Source organism: Nocardiopsis salina YIM 90010, assembly GCF_000341025.1.
GTDB lineage: Bacteria > Actinomycetota > Actinomycetes > Streptosporangiales > Streptosporangiaceae > Nocardiopsis > Nocardiopsis salina.
The window spans coordinates 44,680-65,052 of sequence record NZ_ANBF01000121.1 but is presented as its reverse complement, the minus strand read 5'-3'; the positions used below and the strand labels follow the sequence as shown (position 1 = coordinate 65,052).

16 protein-coding genes and 2 pseudogenes are annotated in these 20,373 nt (G+C 70.7%); 4 read left to right on the top strand and 14 right to left on the bottom strand.

Annotation, left to right across the window (positions count from 1 at the left end; translation table 11 throughout):
- Positions 1-14: 14 nt before the first annotated feature.
- Both D474_RS0113315 and D474_RS0113310 read right to left on the bottom strand, forming a co-directional pair.
- Entirely contained in the window at positions 15-1,295 is a 1,281-nt protein-coding gene (locus tag D474_RS0113315) for a hypothetical protein (RefSeq protein WP_017614052.1), read from the bottom strand.
- A gap of 136 nt (positions 1,296-1,431) precedes the next feature.
- Positions 1,432-2,028: an AAA family ATPase gene (locus tag D474_RS0113310; RefSeq protein ID WP_017614051.1), complete on the bottom strand. Its 597-nt coding sequence runs from the start codon at positions 2,026-2,028 to the stop codon at positions 1,432-1,434.
- A 64-nt stretch (positions 2,029-2,092) separates the two neighbouring features.
- Between D474_RS0113310 and D474_RS0113305 the strand changes: the two genes are divergently transcribed.
- Complete coding sequence (locus D474_RS0113305) at positions 2,093-2,422, top strand: putative quinol monooxygenase (RefSeq protein WP_017614050.1); 330 nt, start codon at positions 2,093-2,095, stop codon at positions 2,420-2,422.
- Positions 2,423-2,555: 133 nt separating this feature from the next.
- On the opposite strand, the gene D474_RS0113300 is transcribed toward D474_RS0113305, so the two are convergent.
- From D474_RS0113300 to D474_RS0113285, 4 genes are all read right to left on the bottom strand, one after another.
- Positions 2,556-3,512, bottom strand: a complete 957-nt coding sequence (locus D474_RS0113300) for an HdeD family acid-resistance protein (RefSeq protein WP_017614049.1) — start codon at positions 3,510-3,512, stop codon at positions 2,556-2,558.
- Between the two features lie 236 nt (positions 3,513-3,748).
- The gene (locus D474_RS0113295) at positions 3,749-5,038 is read right to left on the bottom strand and encodes a citrate synthase (protein WP_017614048.1); all 1,290 of its coding nucleotides are present in this window, start codon (positions 5,036-5,038) and stop codon (positions 3,749-3,751) included.
- Positions 5,039-5,806: 768 nt separating this feature from the next.
- On the bottom strand, positions 5,807-7,435 hold the full coding sequence (locus D474_RS0113290; protein WP_017614047.1) for a peptide chain release factor 3: 1,629 nt from the start codon (positions 7,433-7,435) through the stop codon (positions 5,807-5,809).
- A 105-nt stretch (positions 7,436-7,540) separates the two neighbouring features.
- A complete protein-coding gene (locus D474_RS0113285; protein WP_017614046.1) occupies positions 7,541-8,245 on the bottom strand; it encodes a TetR/AcrR family transcriptional regulator in 705 nt (234 codons plus the stop codon).
- Between the two features lie 182 nt (positions 8,246-8,427).
- On the opposite strand from D474_RS0113285, the gene D474_RS0113280 reads away from it, so the two are divergent.
- Complete coding sequence (locus tag D474_RS0113280) at positions 8,428-9,582, top strand: acyl-CoA dehydrogenase family protein (protein WP_026118457.1); 1,155 nt, start codon at positions 8,428-8,430, stop codon at positions 9,580-9,582.
- Positions 9,583-9,681: 99 nt separating this feature from the next.
- On the opposite strand, the gene D474_RS0113275 is transcribed toward D474_RS0113280, so the two are convergent.
- Positions 9,682-10,494 (bottom strand): NAD(P)H-binding protein, encoded by an 813-nt coding sequence (locus tag D474_RS0113275; RefSeq protein ID WP_017614044.1) that lies wholly within the window; start codon positions 10,492-10,494, stop codon positions 9,682-9,684.
- A gap of 63 nt (positions 10,495-10,557) precedes the next feature.
- A complete protein-coding gene (locus D474_RS0113270) occupies positions 10,558-10,815 on the bottom strand; it encodes a hypothetical protein (protein WP_017614043.1) in 258 nt (85 codons plus the stop codon).
- A gap of 143 nt (positions 10,816-10,958) precedes the next feature.
- On the opposite strand from D474_RS0113270, the gene D474_RS0113265 reads away from it, so the two are divergent.
- Together D474_RS0113265 and D474_RS0113260 are read left to right on the top strand one after the other, a co-directional pair.
- Positions 10,959-12,125: a sensor histidine kinase gene (locus D474_RS0113265; protein ID WP_017614042.1), complete on the top strand. Its 1,167-nt coding sequence runs from the start codon at positions 10,959-10,961 to the stop codon at positions 12,123-12,125.
- Positions 12,122-12,814 (top strand): response regulator transcription factor, encoded by a 693-nt coding sequence (locus D474_RS0113260; RefSeq protein WP_193374007.1) that lies wholly within the window; start codon positions 12,122-12,124, stop codon positions 12,812-12,814. The genes D474_RS0113265 and D474_RS0113260 overlap by 4 nt, the downstream gene beginning before the upstream one ends.
- Positions 12,815-12,943: 129 nt before the next feature.
- Here the strand turns inward: D474_RS0113260 and D474_RS28640 are convergent.
- The 6 genes and pseudogenes from D474_RS28640 to D474_RS0113230 all read right to left on the bottom strand — a co-directional run bounded on the left by D474_RS28640 (position 12,944) and on the right by D474_RS0113230 (position 20,205).
- Positions 12,944-14,597: pseudogene (locus tag D474_RS28640) on the bottom strand (serine/threonine-protein kinase).
- A 267-nt stretch (positions 14,598-14,864) separates the two neighbouring features.
- On the bottom strand, positions 14,865-15,962 hold the full coding sequence (locus tag D474_RS0113250) for a cytochrome P450 family protein (RefSeq protein WP_017614038.1): 1,098 nt from the start codon (positions 15,960-15,962) through the stop codon (positions 14,865-14,867).
- Positions 15,959-17,214: pseudogene (locus tag D474_RS28635) on the bottom strand (cytochrome P450). The gene D474_RS0113250 and the pseudogene D474_RS28635 overlap by 4 nt, the downstream one beginning before the upstream one ends.
- Before the next feature lie 312 nt (positions 17,215-17,526).
- Complete coding sequence (locus D474_RS0113240; protein WP_017614037.1) at positions 17,527-19,791, bottom strand: heavy metal translocating P-type ATPase; 2,265 nt, start codon at positions 19,789-19,791, stop codon at positions 17,527-17,529.
- Complete coding sequence (locus tag D474_RS0113235; protein ID WP_017614036.1) at positions 19,788-19,988, bottom strand: hypothetical protein; 201 nt, start codon at positions 19,986-19,988, stop codon at positions 19,788-19,790. The genes D474_RS0113240 and D474_RS0113235 overlap by 4 nt, the downstream gene beginning before the upstream one ends.
- 1 nt (position 19,989) lies before the next feature.
- A complete protein-coding gene (locus tag D474_RS0113230) occupies positions 19,990-20,205 on the bottom strand; it encodes a heavy-metal-associated domain-containing protein (protein WP_017614035.1) in 216 nt (71 codons plus the stop codon).
- Positions 20,206-20,373 lie beyond the last annotated feature (168 nt).

Here is a 20,373-nt window from a genome sequence, read left to right as displayed (position 1 = left end):
GTTGTGCACCACCATCACTCTCGCCCTTCTGATGCTCCCGCGCCCGGTGTGGTTCTGTTCGATCCGCAGCCGGTTCCAGCCACCTGTCCGAGGGCTTCGCGGTAAGCGGCGAGGGCGGCGCCGGCCTCGCGCAGGTCACCCGGGACATGCCACAGGGCCCGGTGCGCGCGGCGTTCCTCGGTGAGCAGGCGTTCGTCCTCGGACAGCCCGAGGCGCACCGCTCGGGCCCGGCATCCGTCGAGGCGTCCGCGCAGCTCGTCACGGCGGTCCAGGAGCTCCTGGAGGCTCTCCTCGCGTTCGGTGAGGTCGTCCACGGTCTCGTGCACGGCCTGCTGGAGCCTCCCATGGAGGGTGCCGAGCTCGCGCCAGCGTCCCCGGTCCCGCAGGGCGGCCATATCGGCCAGGCCCGAGCGCAGGAGCGGGACGGCATCGGGGACCTCGATCGGAGCGGGGACGGCTACGGCCTCGGCCACGCGTCTGCGGAGCGAGGCGGTGCGTCCGGCCTTCTCTTCGGCGTCGTCGATGGCCCAGGCGAGGCGTTCGGCGCTCTCGTCGTAGAAGTCACGCATGCGCAGGGCGTCGCGGAGCTCCCCGGCGGTGCGTTCGAAGCGCAGGCGGGCCCGTTCCAGGTCGGAGGTGTCGACCGTGCCGTCCTCGGAGACCAGGGAGAGGGGATCGCGGCGCACGGTCCCGCCGAGCACGGCCAACTCGGCGCGCAGGGGTTCGTGGTCCTCCTCGTCCCCACCGACCATCCCGGCCAGCGACCCGATCTCCTGCCACAGCGCCTCGAGACCGCCCAGCCGTGGGTGGAGCACCTCCCAGGCGGACTCGGCCTCGGCGACGACCCGCGCAGCCTCGTCGTGGTAGGAGGACATCCGGGCGACCGCCTCGGCGAGGGACAGGTGCTCGGTGTCCCCGTCGAAGGGCCCGCTGTGTTCCGAGGGCCCGGGCGGGAGTGGGAGCACGAGCGAGGGGCCGGTCAGGACTCGGGAGAGGGACTCGCGTACGGACGTCTCCTCGCCCCCGGAGCCGTGGAGTTCGCAGGCCTGCTCGACGACGTCCTCGAAGGCGGCGTACAACGTCCACAGCCTGTGGATACTGCGCTCGGCCCGCACCCACCGTTCCCGGGTGAGGCCCACGGGGTCGGCGCACTGGAGCATGCGCTGCGCGACGTTGCGGTCCAGATCGGCCGATTGGAGGGAGATGCGGGCGAGTTCGCCCCGGACACGGTTGAGCGCCTCCTCGATGCCCTCCCAACTCATGGACGGGTTCTGGGCCTCCGACGCGCTCGCCACCGTCCCTACCACTCCCCGCGTCCGGCACCCGCGCCGCGCGCGGAACCGCCGGTGTCTCGATGCCGGGGCGCACCCGGCCGCCGCCCCACACACGAGTCTCGCTTCCTCTTGCCCCCATCACAAGGGAAAGCGAGAGTTACACACCCACATGGCCGTTTCGTGACGGCAGGGGCTCCGGGCACCGGCGGGACCGATGGTCCGAACGGACACGCTCCAGCACGAAGGCGGCACGGTCGGCGACCGTCGCCAGAGGGAGTTCGACCGTCTCGTACCCGAAACCGGGGTAGGCCTCCACCATCGCGGCGTGGGTGCGAACGGCCTCGTCCCAGGACTGGTGGCGTTCGGTGTCGGCGCCGAAGATCTCCGGCCACGGCGGCGCCACGAACACGGTGCGGTGGTACCGGAACCGGCGCGCGGCCTCGGCGACGTGGGCGGGCACCTCCTCACCGCGCAGCAGGTGCCGTCCCACCAGGTCCGGCACGCCGCGGTCACAGAAGACCGGTCCCGGCAGGGCGGAGGCCTCGCGGTGCGAACGCAGTTCCCACTGGAGCATGAGCTCACCGAAGAGGCGGGGGTCCTCCTGGTCGAGGCCGGGGCCGCCGATCTCACGCTGGTCCCGGATGACGGCCCGCCCTGCCTCGGGGGTGCGCTCGTACCCGAGACACGCGAGGTGGTCGATGAGGGTGGTCTTGCCCGACCCCGGGCCGCCGGTGACGACGACGAGGTGGTCCATGTACGTTCGTTCCTTCCGTGTTCCCACCGGGTCGCACCCGGACGTGTGAGGAGAGGTCTCCGCCGTGCCGAACCCCGTGTCCCTCGTGATCTCGGTGCGTGTGCGGCCGGGGTTCCGCGAGGCCTTCCTCGAGGGCATCACCCGCAACGCGCGCGCGTCGGTGCGCGACGAGCCGGGCTGCCTCCGCTTCGCCGTGACGGCGGACGCCGCGGACTCGGACCTGTTCCGGGTGCACGAGGTCTTCACCGACCGGGAGGCGTTGGAGGAGCACCGCCGGAGCCCGCACTTTCTCGCCTGGCAGCAGGAGAAGGCCCAGGTGGTCGTGGCGGGGAGCCAACAGGACCACCTGGGCCTTCTGGTGGTTGACGAGGGGGCCGCGCCTCCGGGCTCTTGACGCCCACCCGTCACCCGCCACCACCCTCAACGGACGCCTCCGGCGCAGCAGCCCCCAGCACCGTCACCCGCCACCACCCTCAACGGACGCCTCCGGCGCAGCAGCCGGCCGGAGCAACGGAAGTCGTCCACCCCTAGTCGTCGCGCTTGGGAGCGCGGTGCCGACCGCCGCGGCGCGGGCGTTCCTCCCTGTCCTGCGAGGGCTTCGGCGCCTCTCCCTCGGCCTCCTCCTCCGCCGGGCCTGCGGAGAAAGCGCTCGCGCCGGTGCTCTCGGGCGCTTCGTCGCCCGGGCGGCGCGGGTGTTCGAAGCGTTCGCCGGGTTCGAAGGTCTCGGTGGGTTCGGCCTCCCCGGCTTCGCCGGCGAGCAGGTCCTCACCGTATCCGGGGCCCCCGCCGGCACGGAACTCCTGCTCCGACACGGGCCCGGGTTCCTCCCCCGACACGTACTCGGGTGCGGCCCCCGCAGCATCCGCGCCGTACTCGGGCTCCTCGACCCGGCCGACACGGTCCGCGTCGTCCTCGTCCCAGTCGAACAGGCCGGCAGCACTGCGCAGCCGGAACCCGGCCACGGCGAGCACCACACCGAAGATGATCGCGTACACCCCGATGACGAACACGATCACCTCGGCGCCCTGCAGCGGCCAGAACCACAGCAGAAGACCGAAGATGACCGAGAGCGCACCGACGAAGATCAGCAGCCACTCCGAGCTGATCTGGGCACGCAGCCGGACGGCGGTGACGATCTCGCCGATACCGGTGACGATCGCCCACGCACCGATGATGAACACGAGCGCGATCACGGCGGCCAGGGGCCACAGCAGCGCGATCAGGCCCATGATCAGCGTCAGTACCGCCTGCACGACCAGGGGAGCGCGGGTCCCGCCCTCGGCCCGGTAGGCGGTGCAGCCGACCGCAGCGGCATCCACGATCGCGTAGACACCGAAGACCACGGCCAGGGCGACCAGGGTGAGCCCCGGCCACGCCAGGGCAAGGAGCCCGAACAGCACAGCGGCCACACCCCGAAGGACCACCAGCCACCAGTTGCGGCTCAGATACCCGAGCAGTCCCTCGGGCAACGCGTACCCGACCATCGCAGCCTCCCTCCTCCGTGAGGACCCCGCACGGGGCGGGGCCGCACCCTGGCACTTCCCGCAATGCCGCCCTCCGACGACTCAACACTCGCAAAATGCAGGGAAAGCGGGGGCTGTGGACGGGACCTCGGACACACGGAACGCCCGCCCCGCCACCGGTCGGCCTCGGGGCCGGCGGGTGACGCGGACGGGCGTGTGGTGCTCGCTCGGGCGGTGACGCCCGGGGAACGGCCTTGCTACCCCTGACCGGGGTACCGGCGCTCGTTCGCACCGATGTAGTGCTGGCGCGGGCGCGCGATCCGGAAGGCCGGGTCGTGCAGCTGCTCGCGGTAGTGCGCGATCCACCCGGGCAGGCGGCCCAGGGCGAAGAGCACGGTGAACATGTTGGTCGGGAAACCCATGGCCCGGTAGATGACGCCGGTGTAGAAGTCGACGTTCGGGTAGAGCTTGCGCTCGGTGAAGTAGGAGTCGTCGAGCGCGGCCGCCTCGAGCTTGAGCGCGAGCTCGAACAGCTCGTCCGGGTTGTCGTCCCGGTCGAGGATCTGGGTGGCCAGCCCCTTGATCTCCTTGCTGCGCGGGTCGAAGTTCTTGTAGACCCGGTGCCCGAAGCCCATGAGGCGGACCTCGCGGTTCTTCACGCGCTCCAGGAAGTCCTCGACGCTGATGCCCGATTCGCGGATCTCGTCCAGCATCTCCAGGACGGCCTGGTTGGCGCCACCGTGGGACGGGCCGGAGAGCGCGTTCACACCGGAGGCGATGCTCGCGTAGATGTCGGCCTGGGAGGACCCGACGACGCGCACGGTGGCGGTGGAGCAGTTGAGCTCGTGGTCGGCGTGCAGGATCAGCAGCAGGTCCACGGCCTTGCCGAACAGCTCACCCAGTTCACCGTCGGGACGCGCGTCGCCGAAGGTCATGTGCGTGAAGTTCTCGACGTAGTCGAGGGAGGGGTCCGGCGCGATCGGCTGCTCGCCGATGGAGTTGCGGTAGATGCGGGCCGCGATCGTCGGCAGCTTGGCGATGAGCCGGATCGTGGCGAGCTCGACCTGGTTGTCGTCGTCCGGGTCGACACTGTCGTCGTAGTAGGCGGCCAGCGTGTTGACGGCGCTGGACATCAGCGACATGGGGTGCCCGTTGCGGGGCATGGCGTCGATGAAGGCGCCCATGTCGTCGGGGATGTCGGCGTTGTCGCGCAGCTTGTCGGAGAACTCCTTGAGCTGGCCGGGCTCGGGGAGGTCGCCGTAGATCACCAGGTAGGCGACCTCCAGGAAGCTGCTGCCGACGGCCAGGTCCTGGATGGGGTACCCGCGGTAGCGCAGGATCCCGGCGGCGCCGTCGATGTAGGTGATCTTCGAGCTACAGGAGGCCGTGTTCCCGAACCCCGGGTCGAGGGTGGTCATGCCCGTGGACCCCAGCAGGGTCTTCAGCTCGATGGTGTGCTCGCCCTCGGTGCCGGTGAACACCGGGAGTGTCAGCGTGCCGCCCTCGTAGTGGAGCTCCACCGTGCGCTCTTTCTCGTCATCGCTCATGCCCGAGGTCAACCTTTCCAGGCGGGGGATCCGTGAGGTCCGTGGGACGCGGGGCGGTCAGCCTCCACGTTCTTTTGATTCACTCGTTATTGTTCTGTTTTGTTAAACGACCGTTAAGCAAAATCATATAAGTTTCACCGATTCACGAACAGGTGACATGCAACACACACATGTGACCACTCAGAATTGCTGTCCGGTGAAGATTTACAGACTTTGCCGCATCGAGTTAACTTTCGTGATCGCCCTGAGACGCCACGCACGGCACCGGAGATCACCCGGCGTCGCCACTCGTCTCCAGTTGGGTCCCCTGAGCACCCCGTCGCACGGTGCCCCGCGTCCGCTTCCCATGCCCCTTCACAGATAGGGACAAACCGGAACGTCCAAGGGGACGACCATGCCGCCGATCGTGCCCTAGCGGCCTCTTCACAGAGTACCTTCGCGCTGATCACGGGCGCTGAGGCGGGGCACCCTCCACTCGGTGATCTTGGCCTCTGCGGCCCCACGGGCGCTGTGGCTGCGCGGGCAGGACCTCGCCGCGAGGGCTCCGGTTGTGCGTCGGCCGTGCGTCCGGAACGAAGGTTCACACAGGTCCGGACGGGCCACGGAGCGAGGCGACCCCGCCGGTATTGACGGGCGGTGAAACATTTCCGTTCGGGAGAGAACAGCGCCCCGCCGTGTGAGGACGAACGGCCGACCTGCGGGGATCCTGCTGTCCGAGCCGGGCTCGGCACCGAAGTCTGCTCCGGTGGCAAGATCCCGGGACAACCGCTAGGCGCTCTCCTCGACGCCGCCCGCGAGCAGCGCCTCCATGAAGAGTTCCGGGTGGTCGCGCTCGATGACCCGCAGGCGCCACTTGTTGTTGACCAGCACCAGCAGTTCGCCATCGGAACGTCGCCGCAGCACCTCCGCGCCGGAGAGCGAGTGCAGGCCGGGCGCGGAGCCCTCGTCCGTACGCCGCGCCACCGAGTACTCCAGCGGCGATGCCTCGATCGGCGAGCGGAACTCCTCGGCCATGCGGTGGCGCACCACGTCGAACTGGAGCGGGCCCACCGCCGCCAGCACCGGAGCCTGCTCACCGCGCACGTCCGAGGTCAGCACCTGGACCACGCCCTCGGCGTTGAGCTGGGCGATGCCCCGCTGGAACTGCTTGTACTTGCCGGCGTCGACCGCACGCGCGACCGCGAAGTGCTCCGGGGCGAAGCTCGGGATCGGCGGGTACGAGACCTTCGGACCGTCGTAGAGGGTGTCACCCACCGACAGCGCCTGCGCGTTGACCAGGGCGATCACGTCACCGGGGAAGGCCTCCTCGATGGTGGTGCGGTCGGAACCGAAGACGGCCTGCGTGTACTTGGTCGCGAACGGGCGCCCCGTCTCCGCGTGGGTGAGCACCATGCCCCGCTCGAAACGGCCCGAGCTGACACGCACGAACGCCATGCGGTCGCGGTGGTTCTTGTCCATGTTGGCCTGCATCTTGAAGACCTGGCCGGAGAACGGTTCCCCGACCTCGCGGGGCTTGCCCGCGACGTCCTCCTTGGCAGCGGGGGCCGGGGCAAGGTTGACCACCGCTTCGAGGAGCTGGCCCACGCCGAAGTTGGACAGCGCGGCGCCGAACAGCACCGGCGAGGACTCCCCCGCCAGGAAGGACTCGACGTCGAAGTCGGCACCGAGCGCTTCCAGCAGTTCGATCTCCTCCTGCGACTGGGTCCAGGCCTCCTGCTCGGTCTCTGCGGCCTCCTCGGCCGACATGGGCTCCTCGAGCGCCTTCTTCGCCCCGCCCGGGGTCCGGGTCAGCTTCGTGTACTGCCCGTCGGAACGGCGGTCGATGAGGCCCCGGAAGTCGCCGGCGATGCCCACCGGCCAGTTGAGCGGGGTCGGACGCAGGCCGATGCGCTGCTCGATCTCGTCGAGGAGCTCCAAGGGCTCGCGGCCCGGGCGGTCCCACTTGTTGACGAACGTGATGACCGGCATCTTGCGGGCGCGGCACACGTCGAAGAGCTTGAGAGTCTGCGGCTCCAGGCCCTTGGCCGAGTCCAACAGCATGATCGCGCAGTCGACCGCCGAGAGCACGCGGTAGGTGTCCTCGGAGAAGTCCGCGTGGCCCGGGGTGTCCAACAGGTTGAGGACCCGGCCCTCGTAGTCGATGCGCAGGGCGGCCGAGGTGATGGAGATGCCGCGGTCCTGCTCCATGGCCATCCAGTCGGAGGTCACGCCGCGGCGGTCGCCCTTGCCGTGCACGGCGCCGGCCGACGAGATCGCCTGCGAGTGCAGTGCGAGCGCCTCGGTCAGGGTCGACTTACCGGCGTCGGGGTGGGAGATCACCGCAAAGGTGCGCCGCCTGGCGGCCTCCTGCGCCGCGCCGGAGCCCTGCCTCGCCGCGTCCGCCGTGTCCACGCTCATCGCCGTTCGCCCGTCCCGCTCGTGTCGCTGTCGGTTTTCGGCCCCGTCCAGCCTACGTGCGGCGACGAACCCGCCCGACCATCGGCGACGGGCCCGAGCAGGTGCTCAGGGGCCGCCCGGATCGAGGGCCGCACCGATCCGGCGCAGCACCTCGTCGTTGCCGGCGCCGCTGGGGTAGACGGCGACCAGGACCCGGTCGGGCTCGGACCCGCCCTCCGGTTCGAGCAGGGGCCGCGCGGCGGTACTGACGTAGGACATCGCCTCGTCGAAGCGCGCCCACACCGTCTCCTGGTCCTCGCCCGGTTCCCGCAACCAGGAGCGCAGCACGTGGTTGTGAGCGGCGATCACGGACGCGGCGACCACACCCGAGGCCAGGGAGAACGCGGCCCCGGCGCGTTCGGTCAGGTAGTGGCTGAACGCCGACTGGTAGCGGGCGGTCATCGCCACCTCGCGGTCGCGCAGCCGCGGGTGCGCGCGCACCAGGTGGTAGCGGGGAAGGGTGATCTCGGGGTCGCGCACGTACCCCTGGAAGACCATGCGCGCGGCCGAACGCACCGCCGCGAGCGGGTCGTCCGGGGACGCGTCGAGGTAACCCACAACGGTCGCGAAGAGCTCGTCGTGCTCGGCGAAGAGGATGTCCTCCTTCGACCCGAACCGGCGGAAGAGGCTGCGGCGGCTCACCCCCGTGGCGGCCGCGATGCCGTCCATCGTCGTGCGTTCGAATCCGTGATCGGAGAAGAGGCCGACCGCCGCGAGGACGACCTCCCGTGTGCTCACCCGCGCCTGTGCCACGGCCACCTCCTGTTCCACCGACCGAGGGTAGGGCCTGATCGGTGGACACCGCCCACACCGTCACCCGCCGCAACCCTCGGCGGAAGGCGCCCACCGAGCAACCCCTGCTGCACCCCAGCGGTGTACTCCTCTGCCATCACCTTCTATCCTGGCACTGAATGCCAGAGTTGGGCACGCAGTGCCAGACGGAGGAGAACCTGATGAGCGACTTCGATCTGTTCAGGACGACGGAGGAACACGAGGAGCTGCGCGGGGCGGTGCGCGCGGTGGCCGAGGACAAGATCGCTCCGCACGCCGCCGATGTCGACGACCGGAGCCGGTTCCCGCAGGAGGCTCTCGAGGCGCTCGTGGCCACCGACTTCCACGCGCCCCACATCGGGGAGCAGTACGACGGTGTGGGTGCTGACGCGCTGGCCACCTGCATCGTCATCGAGGAGGTCGCCCGGGTCTGCGGTTCCTCCTCGCTCATCCCGGCCGTCAACAAGCTCGGCACCATGCCCGTGATCCTGGGCGCCTCCGAGGACCTCAAGCAGCGGTACCTGCCGAAGGTCGCCAGTGGCGAGGTGATGTTCTCCTACGGCCTCTCCGAGCGCGAGTCCGGTTCCGACACCGCGAGCATGCGCACACAGGCGGTGGCCGACGGCGACGACTGGATCCTCAACGGCCAGAAGTCGTGGATCACCAACGCCGGTGTCAGCGACTACTACACCGTGCTCGCCGTCACCGACCCCGACGGCAAGCGCGGCAGCAACATCTCCGCGTTCGTGGTGCACGCCGACGACGCCGGCTTCACCCTGGGCGAGCCCGAGCGCAAGCTGGGCATCAAGGGCTCCCCCACCCGCGAGCTGTTCTTCGACGACGTGCGCCTGCCCGGCGACCGCATCGTCGGCGCCCCCGGCGAGGGCCTCAAGATCGCGCTGCGCACCCTCGACCACACCCGCGTCACCATCGGCGCACAGGCCGTCGGCATCGCCCAGGGCGCGCTCGACCAGGCCGTGGAGTACGTCAAGGAGCGCAAGCAGTTCGGCAAGGCGATCGCCGACTTCCAGGGTGTGCAGTTCATGCTCGCCGACATGGCGATGAAGCTCGAGACCGCCCGGCAGATGGTCTACACGGCCGCTGCGAAGTCCGAGCGCTTCGACGACGACCTGCCCTTCTACGGTGCTGCCGCCAAGTGCTACGCCTCCGACGCGGCCATGGAGATCACCACCGACGCCGTGCAACTGCTGGGCGGCGCCGGGTACGTGAAGGACTTCCCCGTCGAGCGCATGATGCGTGACGCGAAGATCACCCAGATCTACGAAGGTACGAACCAGATCCAGCGCATGGTCATGGCGCGCCAGCTGCTCAAGTAGAGCGCAGCCCCACAGCCGTCCCGTCCTCAGGGACACGAGAAGGACCCCCGGGACATCGCCCGACCGGGGGTCCTTCTGTCTTCTGACGGATCCGGGCGGTCAGGCGGTCTCCTCGCGCACGAACTTCGCGACCGGGATCGGGTCCCGGCCCAGCGCGCTGCGCACGTCCTCGGTCACCTCGGCGGCACGGCCGGCCACGGCAGCGGCGAAGCGTTCGTTGAGGGTGTCGATGTAGCGGTCGCCCCAGCCGCGGTTGCGGGCGCGGAAGTAGAACCCGGCCTCGTCGACCTTCTTGAAGCGCCACACGGGGCTGTCCGTCCCCTTGGTCATGCGCACGAACTGCTTGAACGTGACGGGTTCGGGGCCGGTGAGGGTGTACTCGCGCCCGGCGTGGTCGCCGACGAGCGCGGCCACGGCGGTGTTCGCCACGTCCCGGGCGTCCACGAAGCTCACCGCGGTGTGTTTCTTGACCGGCAGTTCGAGGCGGCCGTTGCGCGAGCGCGCCAGGGCGGCGAAGGTGCCCTCGGTGAAGTCCTGGTTCAGCCAGTTGGGGCGCAGGACGGTCCACTTGTCGAAGACCTTGCGGGCCCGCTCCTCGGCAACACGCTGGTCGGAATCGGAGGGTGCGTGCTCGCTGCCCATCGACGACACCACGACCGCCTTCTCGACACCCTTCTCCGCGGCCCTCTCGAGGAAGCCGGCGACCCGGTTGCCGAGGGAACGCCCGATGGGGGTGACCACGAAGACGCTCTCGACACCTTCGAGCACCCGGTCCCAGTCGGAGGTGTCGGTCCAGTCCAAGCGCACCTCGGACGTACGTGAGGCGGCCGCGGTGGTGATACCGCGCCGGCGCAGTTCGGTCAGGACGCGCCGCCCGACCATCCCGGTGGGTCCGGTGACCAAGACACTCATGGGACTCACGGTACCGACGCCGAGGCACGGCCCGGCCGTGAACCGCCCACACGGGGCCGGTCCTCAGCGCCTCGCCGCCACCGTCGCTGCGGTGAACACGGCGGCGCCGAGGACGGCCGGGCCGAGATTGGCGGTCACGGCGTTCGCGTCGAGCACGTCCACGTGCGGAACGACGAACCGGTCGAGGGAAAGGCCGAGCACGGGTTGGGGCCACACGTGGTCGACGGCCCCGCTGACCCCCGCGACGGCGAGGTAGGCACCGAGCCCTCGGAGTACGTTGCGCGTCCCACCAGGGTCGCGGCGGCATCCGGGCGTGCGCATCGCCCATGGGGACACCCCGCGGGCGACCTCCGACGGCGTGTGAGGCGCCCGGGGTCGACCGAAGTACCGAGCACCCCGACTTCGGTATCGGGTCCGTGCGCAGGGGATTTCCCGGTCGGTCCCCACGCCTAGACTCCGGGGCGATGGACGAGACACCCGGCCCGCGGAGGCGCAGCGTACGCGACTGGATCGTGGACGTGGCGCTGGTCGCGCTCGCCTTCCTCTTCGGTCTCACCGCCTTCATCGAACCCCCGCACGAACCGTCCCCTCCGCCGGACTCTCCCGTCGCGGTGACCGTGGAGACGGCCGTGCTCACCGCCGGCTGCGCGGCCCTGTGGTGGCGCCGCCGGTGGCCGCTACAGGTCGCCGGCGTGCTGGTGGCGGCCTCGGCGTTCTTCGTCATGGTGGGCGGGGCCATGCTGGTGGCGCTGTTCTCCCTCGCCGTACACCGCCCTCCGCGGACGAGCCTGCCGGTGTTCGGGGTGGGGCTGCTGGCGGCCTTCGTCAACATCCGCATCCACCCCGAACAGAACGCACCCGACCTGGTCATGTTCCTGCTGAGCGCAGCGATGATGGCCGCGCTCACCGGGTGGGGCATATCCGTCCGCCACCGGCGCGAGCTCGTCGACTCCCTCCGCGAGCGCGCAGTGCACGCCGAGGGCGAGGCCCGGTTGCGCGCAGAACGCGTGCAGCACCAGGTCAGGGAGTCCATCGCCAGGGAGATCCACGACGTGCTCGGGCACCGGCTGTCGATGCTCAGCGTGCACGCCGGTGCCCTGGAGTACCGGCCGGACGCCTCCGAGGACGAGGTCCGCCGCTCGGCCCAGGTGATCCGGGAGAGCGCCCACCAGGCCCTGCAGGACCTGCGCGAGGTCATCGGGGTCCTGCGCGCCCCGGTCGGCGAGCTGCCCCAGCCCACCATGGCCGACCTGCGCCGGCTCGTCGCCGAGGCCGACCACGTCGGGGCGAGCGTGGTGCTGTCGGAGGACTACGAGGGTTCCGTGCCCGAACGCACGGGCCGCGCCGCGTACCGCATCGTCCAGGAGGCACTGACCAACGTGCGAAAGCACTCCCCGGGCGCCGACACCCGGGTACTGGTCTCCGGAGCGCCCGGCGGCGAGCTCCGGGTCGAGGTGGCCAACGGCCCCTCCCCCACCCCGGAGGCCGAGCAGGAGGACCACCCGGCCGGCTCGGGCCAAGGGCTCGTGGGGCTGGCCGAACGTGTCTCGCTCGCATCAGGCCGCCTGGAGCACGGCCCGACCGCGGACGGTGGCTGGCGCCTGCGCGCGTGGCTACCGTGGCCCACATGAGCGAGACCGAGCGCGGGGACGCGCGGATCGGCGTGATGATCGTCGACGACGACGCCCTGGTCCGGGTGGGCCTGGTGATGATGATGGGCGGCGCCCCTGACGTTCGGGTGGCCGCCGAGGCCGAGGACGGCGGGCAGGTCGTGGACCTGGTGCGCGAGCACACCCCGGACGTGGTGCTGATGGACATCCGCATGCCCGGGGTCGACGGACTCACCGCGACCGAACGCCTGCGGGCCCTGACGGACCCTCCTGAGGTGCTCGTGCTCACCACCTTCGACGCCGACGAGCACGTGCTTCGAGCCCTGCGTGCGGGCGCAGCCGGATTCCTGCTCAAGGACACGCCGCCGGAGGAGATCGTGGAGTCGGTCCGCCGGGTCGCCCGCGGCATGCCGGTGCTGTCCCCGGGGGTCACGCGCCGGCTCATGGACCGGGTCGCGCACGCGGGCCACGACGAGCGCGCGGAGCGGGCCAAGGGCCGCCTGGAGGCCCTCAACGAGCGGGAGCTGGAGGTCGCTGTCGCGGTGGGCGAGGGACGGTCCAACGCCGACATCGCCGAACGGCTGTTCCTGAGTGTTCCGACGGTCAAGACGCACGTCTCGAGCGTCCTGACGAAGCTGCAGCTCAACAACCGGGTGCAGGTGGCGCTACTGGTGCACGACGCCCAGCTGCTCGACGACGACACCCCCTGACCCCCGGCCGGTGTGCTTCCGGGGCCGGGGCACCCCCGAGGGGAGGCACCAGCACCCTCCAGCGGCGCGGCACCCGCCGCCGGGGCCGGATCCGGTGAGCGCGGGCGCGGCCACCGGATCCGGGCCGGGTCAGGCCGGTTCGAACGACTCCGAGATGCGGTCGAGGAGCCGGTGGTTGACCTCGGGGGCCTCCGGGCTCACCAGGAACAGCGCGTACCCCTGCTCCGACGTGTGGAAGCCCCGGTTGATGGCGTGCCTGTCACCGCCGGAGCCGGAGAAGGTGAACTCCCAGTCGGCGGCGCTGTCGTAGTCGTCGGCCCAGTCCGCGTCGACATCATCGATCCCGACGAGCGAGTACCCGGGGAAGTTGCCGCTCGCAGCAGGTTCGAGATCGCGCCAGTCCTCGCCCGCATCGTCGTTGGGGTCGTCGGTCTGGTCGACCAGCAGGTATCCGCCGTCGGGGTTCTCGAAGCGGACCATGTGGCCGTCGCGCTCGATCTCCCAGTCCTCGGGAACGTCGACGGAGAAGCCGCTCTCGTCCTCGTGGCGCTCGAGGAAGTCCCACTCCTCGTCGCCGGAGCCGCCGCCGTCGTCCCCGTCGCCGCGGCCGTCGTCGTCCCCGTCGGCCTCATCGGGGTCGGAGCCTCCGTCCCCGGGTTCCTCCTCGGGTTCGGAGGGTTCCTGGGTGGCCTCCTCCGCCACGCCGGCCTGGTCGCTGTCTCCCACGAGCTGACTGTTGTCGTCGCGGTTCATACTCAGCAACGCAGAGGTGGNCGACCGCCGCGACGACGAGGTTCCGGGTGCGGTTGGAAGGCCGACCACCGCCCCCGGCCGGGACTGCGGCGTACTGCGCCGCGGGCGTGGCAGGCGCCGGTTCCGGGACCGCCGGGGCGGGTTCGGGCGCAGGAACGGGGGCAGGAGCCACGGCGGGCGCGTTCGCCGCGGCGGACTCGGCGCGCTCGCCGATCTCCCGCAGGCGGGCGCGCACGCGGTCGACCGACGGGCGGTCCTCGGGCTCCTTGGCGCACAGCTCCGCCAGCAGCGGCGCGAGCGCCCCGGCGCGCGTGGGCTCCGGGAGGTCCTGCGTGACGATCGCCGTCAGCGTCGACATCGGGGTGGGGCGATCGAACGGGAGCGTGCCCTCGACCGCCTGGTAAAGGGTCACACCCAGTGCCCACACGTCGGAGGCGGCGGTGGCCGAGCGGCCGTGGGCGACCTCAGGGGCCAGGTAGCTGGGCGAGCCGATGAGCAGGCCCGTGCTGGTCAGGTGCGTTGAACCGTCCAGGTGGGCGATACCGAAATCGGTGAGCACAGCACGGTGGTCGCCCGCGATGAGCACGTTCCCCGGCTTGATGTCGCGGTGGACGATTCCACGGCGGTGCGCCTCGGCGAGACCCGCGGCCATCTGCTCGCCGATCTCGGCGGCACGGCGCACGGACAGGGTGCCCCCGTCGCTCAGCAGCGTGCCCAGCGACGGGCCCTCCACGAGCTCCATGACGATCCACGGGCGGCCGTCCTCGTCGGCCACGTCGAATACCGTGATGATGGCGGGGTGGCTGAGCTGTGCGGCGCTGCGGGCCTCCCGGATCATCCGGGTGCGCAGGACCTCCACCTCGTGGTCGGGCAGCCCCGGGGGCGTGGTGAGTTCCTTGATCGCGACGGGGCGGTCCAGAAGGGTGTCGGTACCCCGCCAGACACGGCCCATTCCACCGGTGCCGATGACGTCGTCGAGACGGTAGCGGTTGACCAGGACACGGCCGGGGTCTGCTTCCGAACTGTTCATGCTCGCGGAGATCCTCTGCGGGGGGAGGGGCGGGAACGGGGTCGAGGGGGCACCACTCCGGCCGGACCGGGCCCGGGCGGAGTCCACTCATACACTAGGGCGCTCGCACAGGGCTCGGGGTTGGCACGGGTCGGCCGGTTTCTCGTCACACGACCGGCGGATCCCGACCGTCCCCCCGTGACGTGCGAGAGCCCCGCCGGGCCCGCCCTGGGGTCAAGCCTCGCGGCGGGGCCCGGTGTTCGGACGTGTCACCGCCCGCCGCACCCGTCAGTCCACGCGCACCGGGAGCTCCTTCACCCCGGAGACGATGATCGACGGCATCGGCTCGAGATCGGCGTCGTCCACCGCGATCCGGATCTTCGGGAACCGTTCGAAGACGCGGGGCACGAGCTCGTTGACCTCCATGCGCGCCAGGTTGGCCCCGATGCAGTAATGGCGGCCGTGGGAGAAGCTCAGGTGCGAGGTGTCCTCGCGCTCGATGTCGAAGACCGTCGCGGTCGGGCCGTGGCGGTCCTCGTCGTGGCCGCTGGAGCCGTAACCCATGAGCAGCGCCTCGCCCTTGGGAATCGACACCCCGGCCAGCTCCATGTCCTCGGTGGTGTAGCGCATCGGGACGTACTCGGCCGGCGGGTCCCAGCGCAGCACCTCCTCGGTGGCCTTGGCCCACTCGACCTCGCCGTCCAGCAGCATCTTCAGCTGGTCGGGGTGCTGGATGAGCGCGCGCACCACGTTGGGGATGAGGTTCATCGTGGTCTCGTAGCCGGCGCTGATGAAGAGCACCAGGGTCCAGATCAGCTCGCTCTCGGTGAGCCGGTCCTGGTCGTCCCGGGCGGCGATCAGGTCGCTGGTGAGGTCGTCGCCGGGGTTCTCGCGCTTCTCCGCCACCAGCTCGGTCAGGACCTCCCACAGGCGGCTGAAGGAGTTCATCGCCTGCTCGGGGCCGGTCGACTGGTCGAAGAACATGCTGACGAGGTCGTGCATCTCGCCGCGCAGTTCGGTCCTGAGGCCGAACAGTTCGCTGATCACGGTCAGCGGCAGCGGCATCGCGACGAGCTCCTTGAAGTCGACGACGCCGTCCTTGCTCCGGCCGGCCTCGCTCTGGAGCTCGTCCAGGAGCCGGTCGACGATGGCGACGATGTCCCCGCGCATGTGCTCCACACGCCGGGGGGTGAACGCCTTGGAGATCAGCTTGCGCAGCCGGGTGTGGGTGTCACCGTCCTGCGAGAGCATGTTCTCGTTGACGATCCACGACATCATCGGCCAGTCGGCGGGGATCTCACCGGCGTTGAAGGCCCGCCAGTGCTTGCGGTTCTTCTGGATGCGGGGGTCGCCGATGGCCTCGGTGACACCCGCGTGCGTGGTCACGACCCACGCAGCAACTTCCCCAGGAAGGACGACAGGGACGACAGGGGCGATCTCCCGGAGGTGGGCCGACTGGGCTCGGAGGTTTCCCGGGGCGATGCGGACGGGCTCCAATGGTTTCCTTCCACTGTTGCGCGGGGCAGCGGACTCTGTGGGGTGAAGGAGGTCGGGAGGGCGACCGGGACCCAGGACAACCCGGTCAGGTTCCACCGCAGCTCCTCCTGGGGGACGGCGAGCCGGAGGTCGGAGAGCCGGCTGAGAACGGCCCTGACCGCAGCGGTGGTCATGGTGACGGCCTGGTCGCGGGCGGGGCAGCGGTGCGGGCCGGCGCCCCAGGCGACGTGGGCACGGTTGGCGGACTCGGCGATGCGGTCGGCGTTCTCCCGGGCGAAGAAGTGGTTGGCGGCCGCGAAACCGAGGAGGACGGGTGTACCGGCCTCGATCGTGCGCCCACCGCCGACGGGAACGTCCACCCGGGGGTACANGGGGGGTCCTGCCACAGCACGCGGTCGACGAGCTGGCCGAGCTCGGCGTCGGTGCGGTAGAGGTCCGGCCCGTTCCCCTCTTCGGTGAGGGCGGCCCGCAGCGTGGAGTTGATGAGGTTGGCGGTGGGTTCGTTGGCCGCGGTGACCATGAGGAGCATCTGCTGGATGACTTCTTCGTCAGTCAGGGCCGCCCGGTGCTGCACCAGCCGGGTGGTGACGTCGTCGCCCGGATCGCGGTGCTTCTCGCTGACGGTCTCGGACAGTGCGCGTTCGGCCTCGGCGTTGGCGCGTTCGGCGTCAACGCCCGTCCACAGGTCGCGGCTGGCCTTGGCGAAGGTGAGGGCGCGCTGCTCGTCCATCCCGAAGACCACGCTCATGACCAGCAGCGGCAGCAGGCGTGCGAACTCGTTGAGGAGGTCGGCCTGCCCGCGCTCGCAGAAGGTGTCGACGAGGGAGTCGGCGACCTCGCGGGTGATCGACGCCAGGCGCTGCTCACTCACCGTTCCGAAGCTGTCCACGATCGCCCGGCGGTAGCGCTGGTGCTCGGTGCCGTCGCTGAAGAGCGCGTTGGGGCGCGGCGCCATCATGGGTACGACGGCGGCGGAGTCGTCGATCAGACCCTGCGCGTAGTCCTTCCACAGACGGGAGTCGTGGCCGAACGTGGTCGTGTCACGGCACCAGCTCAGGAACGTGCTGTAGTCGGTGATGAGCCAGCCCCGGACCCCCGGTTCGATCTCCACGGGGACGACGGGCCCGTGCTCCGCGCGCATCTTGTCGTAGAGCGCGTACGGATCGGGGTGCGGATCGTCCTGGTACAGCTTCGCGTAGGGGCATCCAGATGACACGGGCGCCTTACAGGGGTGGGAGGCAGGGGTGGATCGCGGTTCCGTCCGTCGCCGGGCGGCGTGTGGTTCGCGAACACCATAGCGGTCCTTCGCACCGCCGCAACAGCAAGGGTTCTGCCTTCTTGCGTCCACGCAGCTCATACCCGCGCACACGGGTGTGCCCGGGTGCGTATCGAGCACACCCGGGCACGGGTCGGCCGGCCGGCGGGGCGTCCGGGCACCGCCGACCGGACCGGGTCAGGCGCTGTCGTCGGCCATCGCGCGGAACCGGCGGAGACGCTGGCTGTTGGTCACCACGAACACGCTCGAGAGCGCCATCGCCGCACCGGCGAGCATCGGGTTGAGCAGCCCGGCTGCGGCGAGCGGGATCGCCGAGGTGTTGTAGGCGAAGGCCCAGAACAGGTTGCCCTTGATGGTGGACAGCGTCCGGCGCGAGAGCCGCACCGCGTCGGCGGCGGCCCGCAGGTCGCCCCGGACAAGGGTCAGGTCGCTCGCCTCGATGGCCACGTCCGTTCCGGTTCCCATGGACAGCCCGAGGTCGGCCCGGGCGAGGGCGGCGGCGTCGTTGACCCCGTCGCCGACCATGGCCACGGCGCGCCCCTCGTCCTGCAGGCGGCGGACCACGTCAACCTTGTCCTGGGGCAGGACCTCGGCGACGACCTCCTCGATCCCGACCTCGGCGGCGACGGTGCGGGCGACCGTCGTGTTGTCGCCGGTGAGCAGGATCGGGGTGAGGCCGAGCTCGCGAAACCGGCGCACGGCCTCGGCACTGGTGGGTTTGACCGCGTCGGCGACCACGAGCACCCCGCGGGCCCGCCCGTCCCAGCCGACGGCCACGGCGGTACGGCCCTCGTTCTCGGCCCGCGCCATGGCGGACTCGAGCTCGGGCGTCAGCGGCTGCGACCACTCCTCCAGCAGTGCGCGGCGCCCGACGAGGACGGCGCGGCCCTCCACGGTCCCCTGCACACCGAGGCCCTCGACATTGGCGAAGTCCTCCGGAGCGGGCAGGTCACCGGTGCGCACCAGGGCGCCGGAGGCGATGGCACGGGCGATGGGGTGTTCGGAGGCGTTCTCCAGGGCACCGGCCAGTCGCAGAAGCTCTTCCTCAGTGGTGCCCTCGGCGGTCACGACCCCGTCCAGGGCCATCTTGCCGGTGGTGACCGTGCCGGTCTTGTCGAGCACGACGGTGTCCGCACGCCGGGTGGACTCCAGTACCTCGGGACCCTTGATGAGGATGCCGAGCTGGGCGCCGCGCCCGGTCCCGATCATGAGCGCCATGGGGGTGGCCAGACCGAGCGCGCAGGGGCAGGCGATGATGAGCACGGCCACGGCTGCGGTGAACGCCGCGGTGACGGGGTCGCCAGTGCCGAGCCAGAAACCGAGCGCGCCGACGGCGACCATGATCGCCACGGGCACGAAGACCCCGGAGACACGGTCGGCCAGGCGCTGCACGGCGGCCTTGCCGTTCTGGGCCTCCTCGACCAGACGCGCCATCTGCGCGAGCTGTGTGTCCGAGCCGACGCGGGTGGCGCGAACGACCAGGCGTCCGCCGGCGTTGACGGTCGCTCCGACCACGGCGCTGCCGGGTTCGACCTCGACCGGAGCGGACTCGCCGGTCAGCATGCTCATGTCGACCGCGGAGCTGCCCTCCTCGACGGTGCCGTCGGTGGCGACCTTCTCGCCCGGCCGGACCACGAACAGGTCGCCGGCGGCGAGCTCGCCCACGGGGACGAGGACTTCGCGGCCCCCGCGCAGGGCGGTGACCTCCTTGGCCCCGAGTTCCATGAGGGAACGCAGCGCCGCCCCGGCCTGCCGCTTGGAGCGCGCCTCGAAGAACTTGCCGAGGAGGATGAACGCGGTGACACCCGCGGCCACCTCCAGGTAGATGTTGGCGCTGCCGTCGGTCCGGGCGATGGTGAGCTCGAAGGGGTGTGTCATCCCCGGTTCCCCGGCGGTGCCGAGGAAGAGGGCGTAGAGCGACCACAGGAACGCCGCGCTCACGCCGAGCGAGACGAGCGTGTCCATGGTTGCCGTGCCCAGCTTGAGGTTCTTCCACGCGGCGACGTGGAAAGGCAGCGCGCCCCAGACCACCACGGGGGCGGTGAGCGTGAGTGAGGCCCACTGCCAGTAGGTGAACTGCAGCGCCGGCACCATCGCCATGGCGATGACGGGGGCGGCGAGCAGGAGCGAGACGACCGCGCGGGTGCGCATTGCGCGCACGGGGTCGTCGGCGGCGGGTGTGTCCGCGGCCTCCTCGGGTTCGGGCGCGGGCGGGGCGGCGGAGTAACCGGCCTTCTCGATCTGGGCGACGAGGTCGCCGACGGCCGCGGCCCCGTCCTCGACGGACACCCGCGCCTTCTCGGTCGCGAAGTTGACGGTGGCGGTGACGCCGTCCATCTTGTTGAGCCGCTTCTCGACACGGTTGGCGCACGCGGCGCAGGTCATCCCGCCGATGTCGAGCTCGACGGACGCGGGGGCGCCGTGCAGGGGCTGGGTGCTCACCGTGTCCCCCCTTCGTGGCCGTTGCCGTCGGTGTCGTCGTGGCCCGTGTCGGCCGGGTCGTCGTGGCCCTGTTCCACCGAGTGCTCCGGAGCATCCTCCGGGAGCACGGGGCCGACCAGTGAGCCGACCCCGAACATCGCACCGAACACGGCCACGAGGCCCAGGACGTAGAGCCCGAGCTTCGTGGTCACACGCATGTCAGTCCCGTACCTCGTATCCGGCCTCGTCGATGGCGGCGCGCACGGCGGCGTCGTCGACGGTGCCCTCGCTGGTGATCGTGACCTTCTTGGTCTCCAGGTCAACGGCGACGTCGGTGACCCCGTCGACCTCGGTGACCTCCTCGGTCACGGCGTTGACGCAGTGCCCGCAGCTCATGCCGTCGACGGTGTAGACAGCGGTGGTCGTGGTAGCCATGTCGCCTCCTGTGAGTGGTGTGCGAAGGGTTTCCTCCTACACCTCGAACTATACCCCCCTAGGGTATCTGTACGTCAAGCGCCACACCCCGCCCCCGAACGCCGACGGCCACGTCAGACTACCCCAGGGGGGTAAAAGCGCCCCACACCGCACCCCATGCACAGGCCA

Excerpts from the sequence above, each read along its gene's own strand:
- D474_RS0113310 (WP_017614051.1), bottom strand. The coding sequence starts at position 2,028 with ATGGACCACCTCGTCGTCGTCACCGGCGGCCCGGGGTCGGGCAAGACC.
- D474_RS0113300 (WP_017614049.1), bottom strand. The coding sequence starts at position 3,512 with ATGGTCGGGTACGCGTTGCCCGAGGGACTGCTCGGGTATCTGAGCCGC.
- D474_RS0113295 (WP_017614048.1), bottom strand. The coding sequence starts at position 5,038 with ATGAGCGATGACGAGAAAGAGCGCACGGTGGAGCTCCACTACGAGGGC.
- D474_RS0113290 (WP_017614047.1), bottom strand. The coding sequence starts at position 7,435 with ATGAGCGTGGACACGGCGGACGCGGCGAGGCAGGGCTCCGGCGCGGCG.
- D474_RS0113280 (WP_026118457.1), top strand. The coding sequence starts at position 8,428 with ATGAGCGACTTCGATCTGTTCAGGACGACGGAGGAACACGAGGAGCTG.
- D474_RS0113275 (WP_017614044.1), bottom strand. The coding sequence starts at position 10,494 with ATGAGTGTCTTGGTCACCGGACCCACCGGGATGGTCGGGCGGCGCGTC.
- D474_RS0113270 (WP_017614043.1), bottom strand. The coding sequence starts at position 10,815 with ATGCGCACGCCCGGATGCCGCCGCGACCCTGGTGGGACGCGCAACGTA.
- D474_RS0113265 (WP_017614042.1), top strand. The coding sequence starts at position 10,959 with ATGGACGAGACACCCGGCCCGCGGAGGCGCAGCGTACGCGACTGGATC.
- D474_RS0113260 (WP_193374007.1), top strand. The coding sequence starts at position 12,122 with ATGAGCGAGACCGAGCGCGGGGACGCGCGGATCGGCGTGATGATCGTC.
- D474_RS0113235 (WP_017614036.1), bottom strand. The coding sequence starts at position 19,988 with ATGCGTGTGACCACGAAGCTCGGGCTCTACGTCCTGGGCCTCGTGGCC.
- D474_RS0113230 (WP_017614035.1), bottom strand. The coding sequence starts at position 20,205 with ATGGCTACCACGACCACCGCTGTCTACACCGTCGACGGCATGAGCTGC.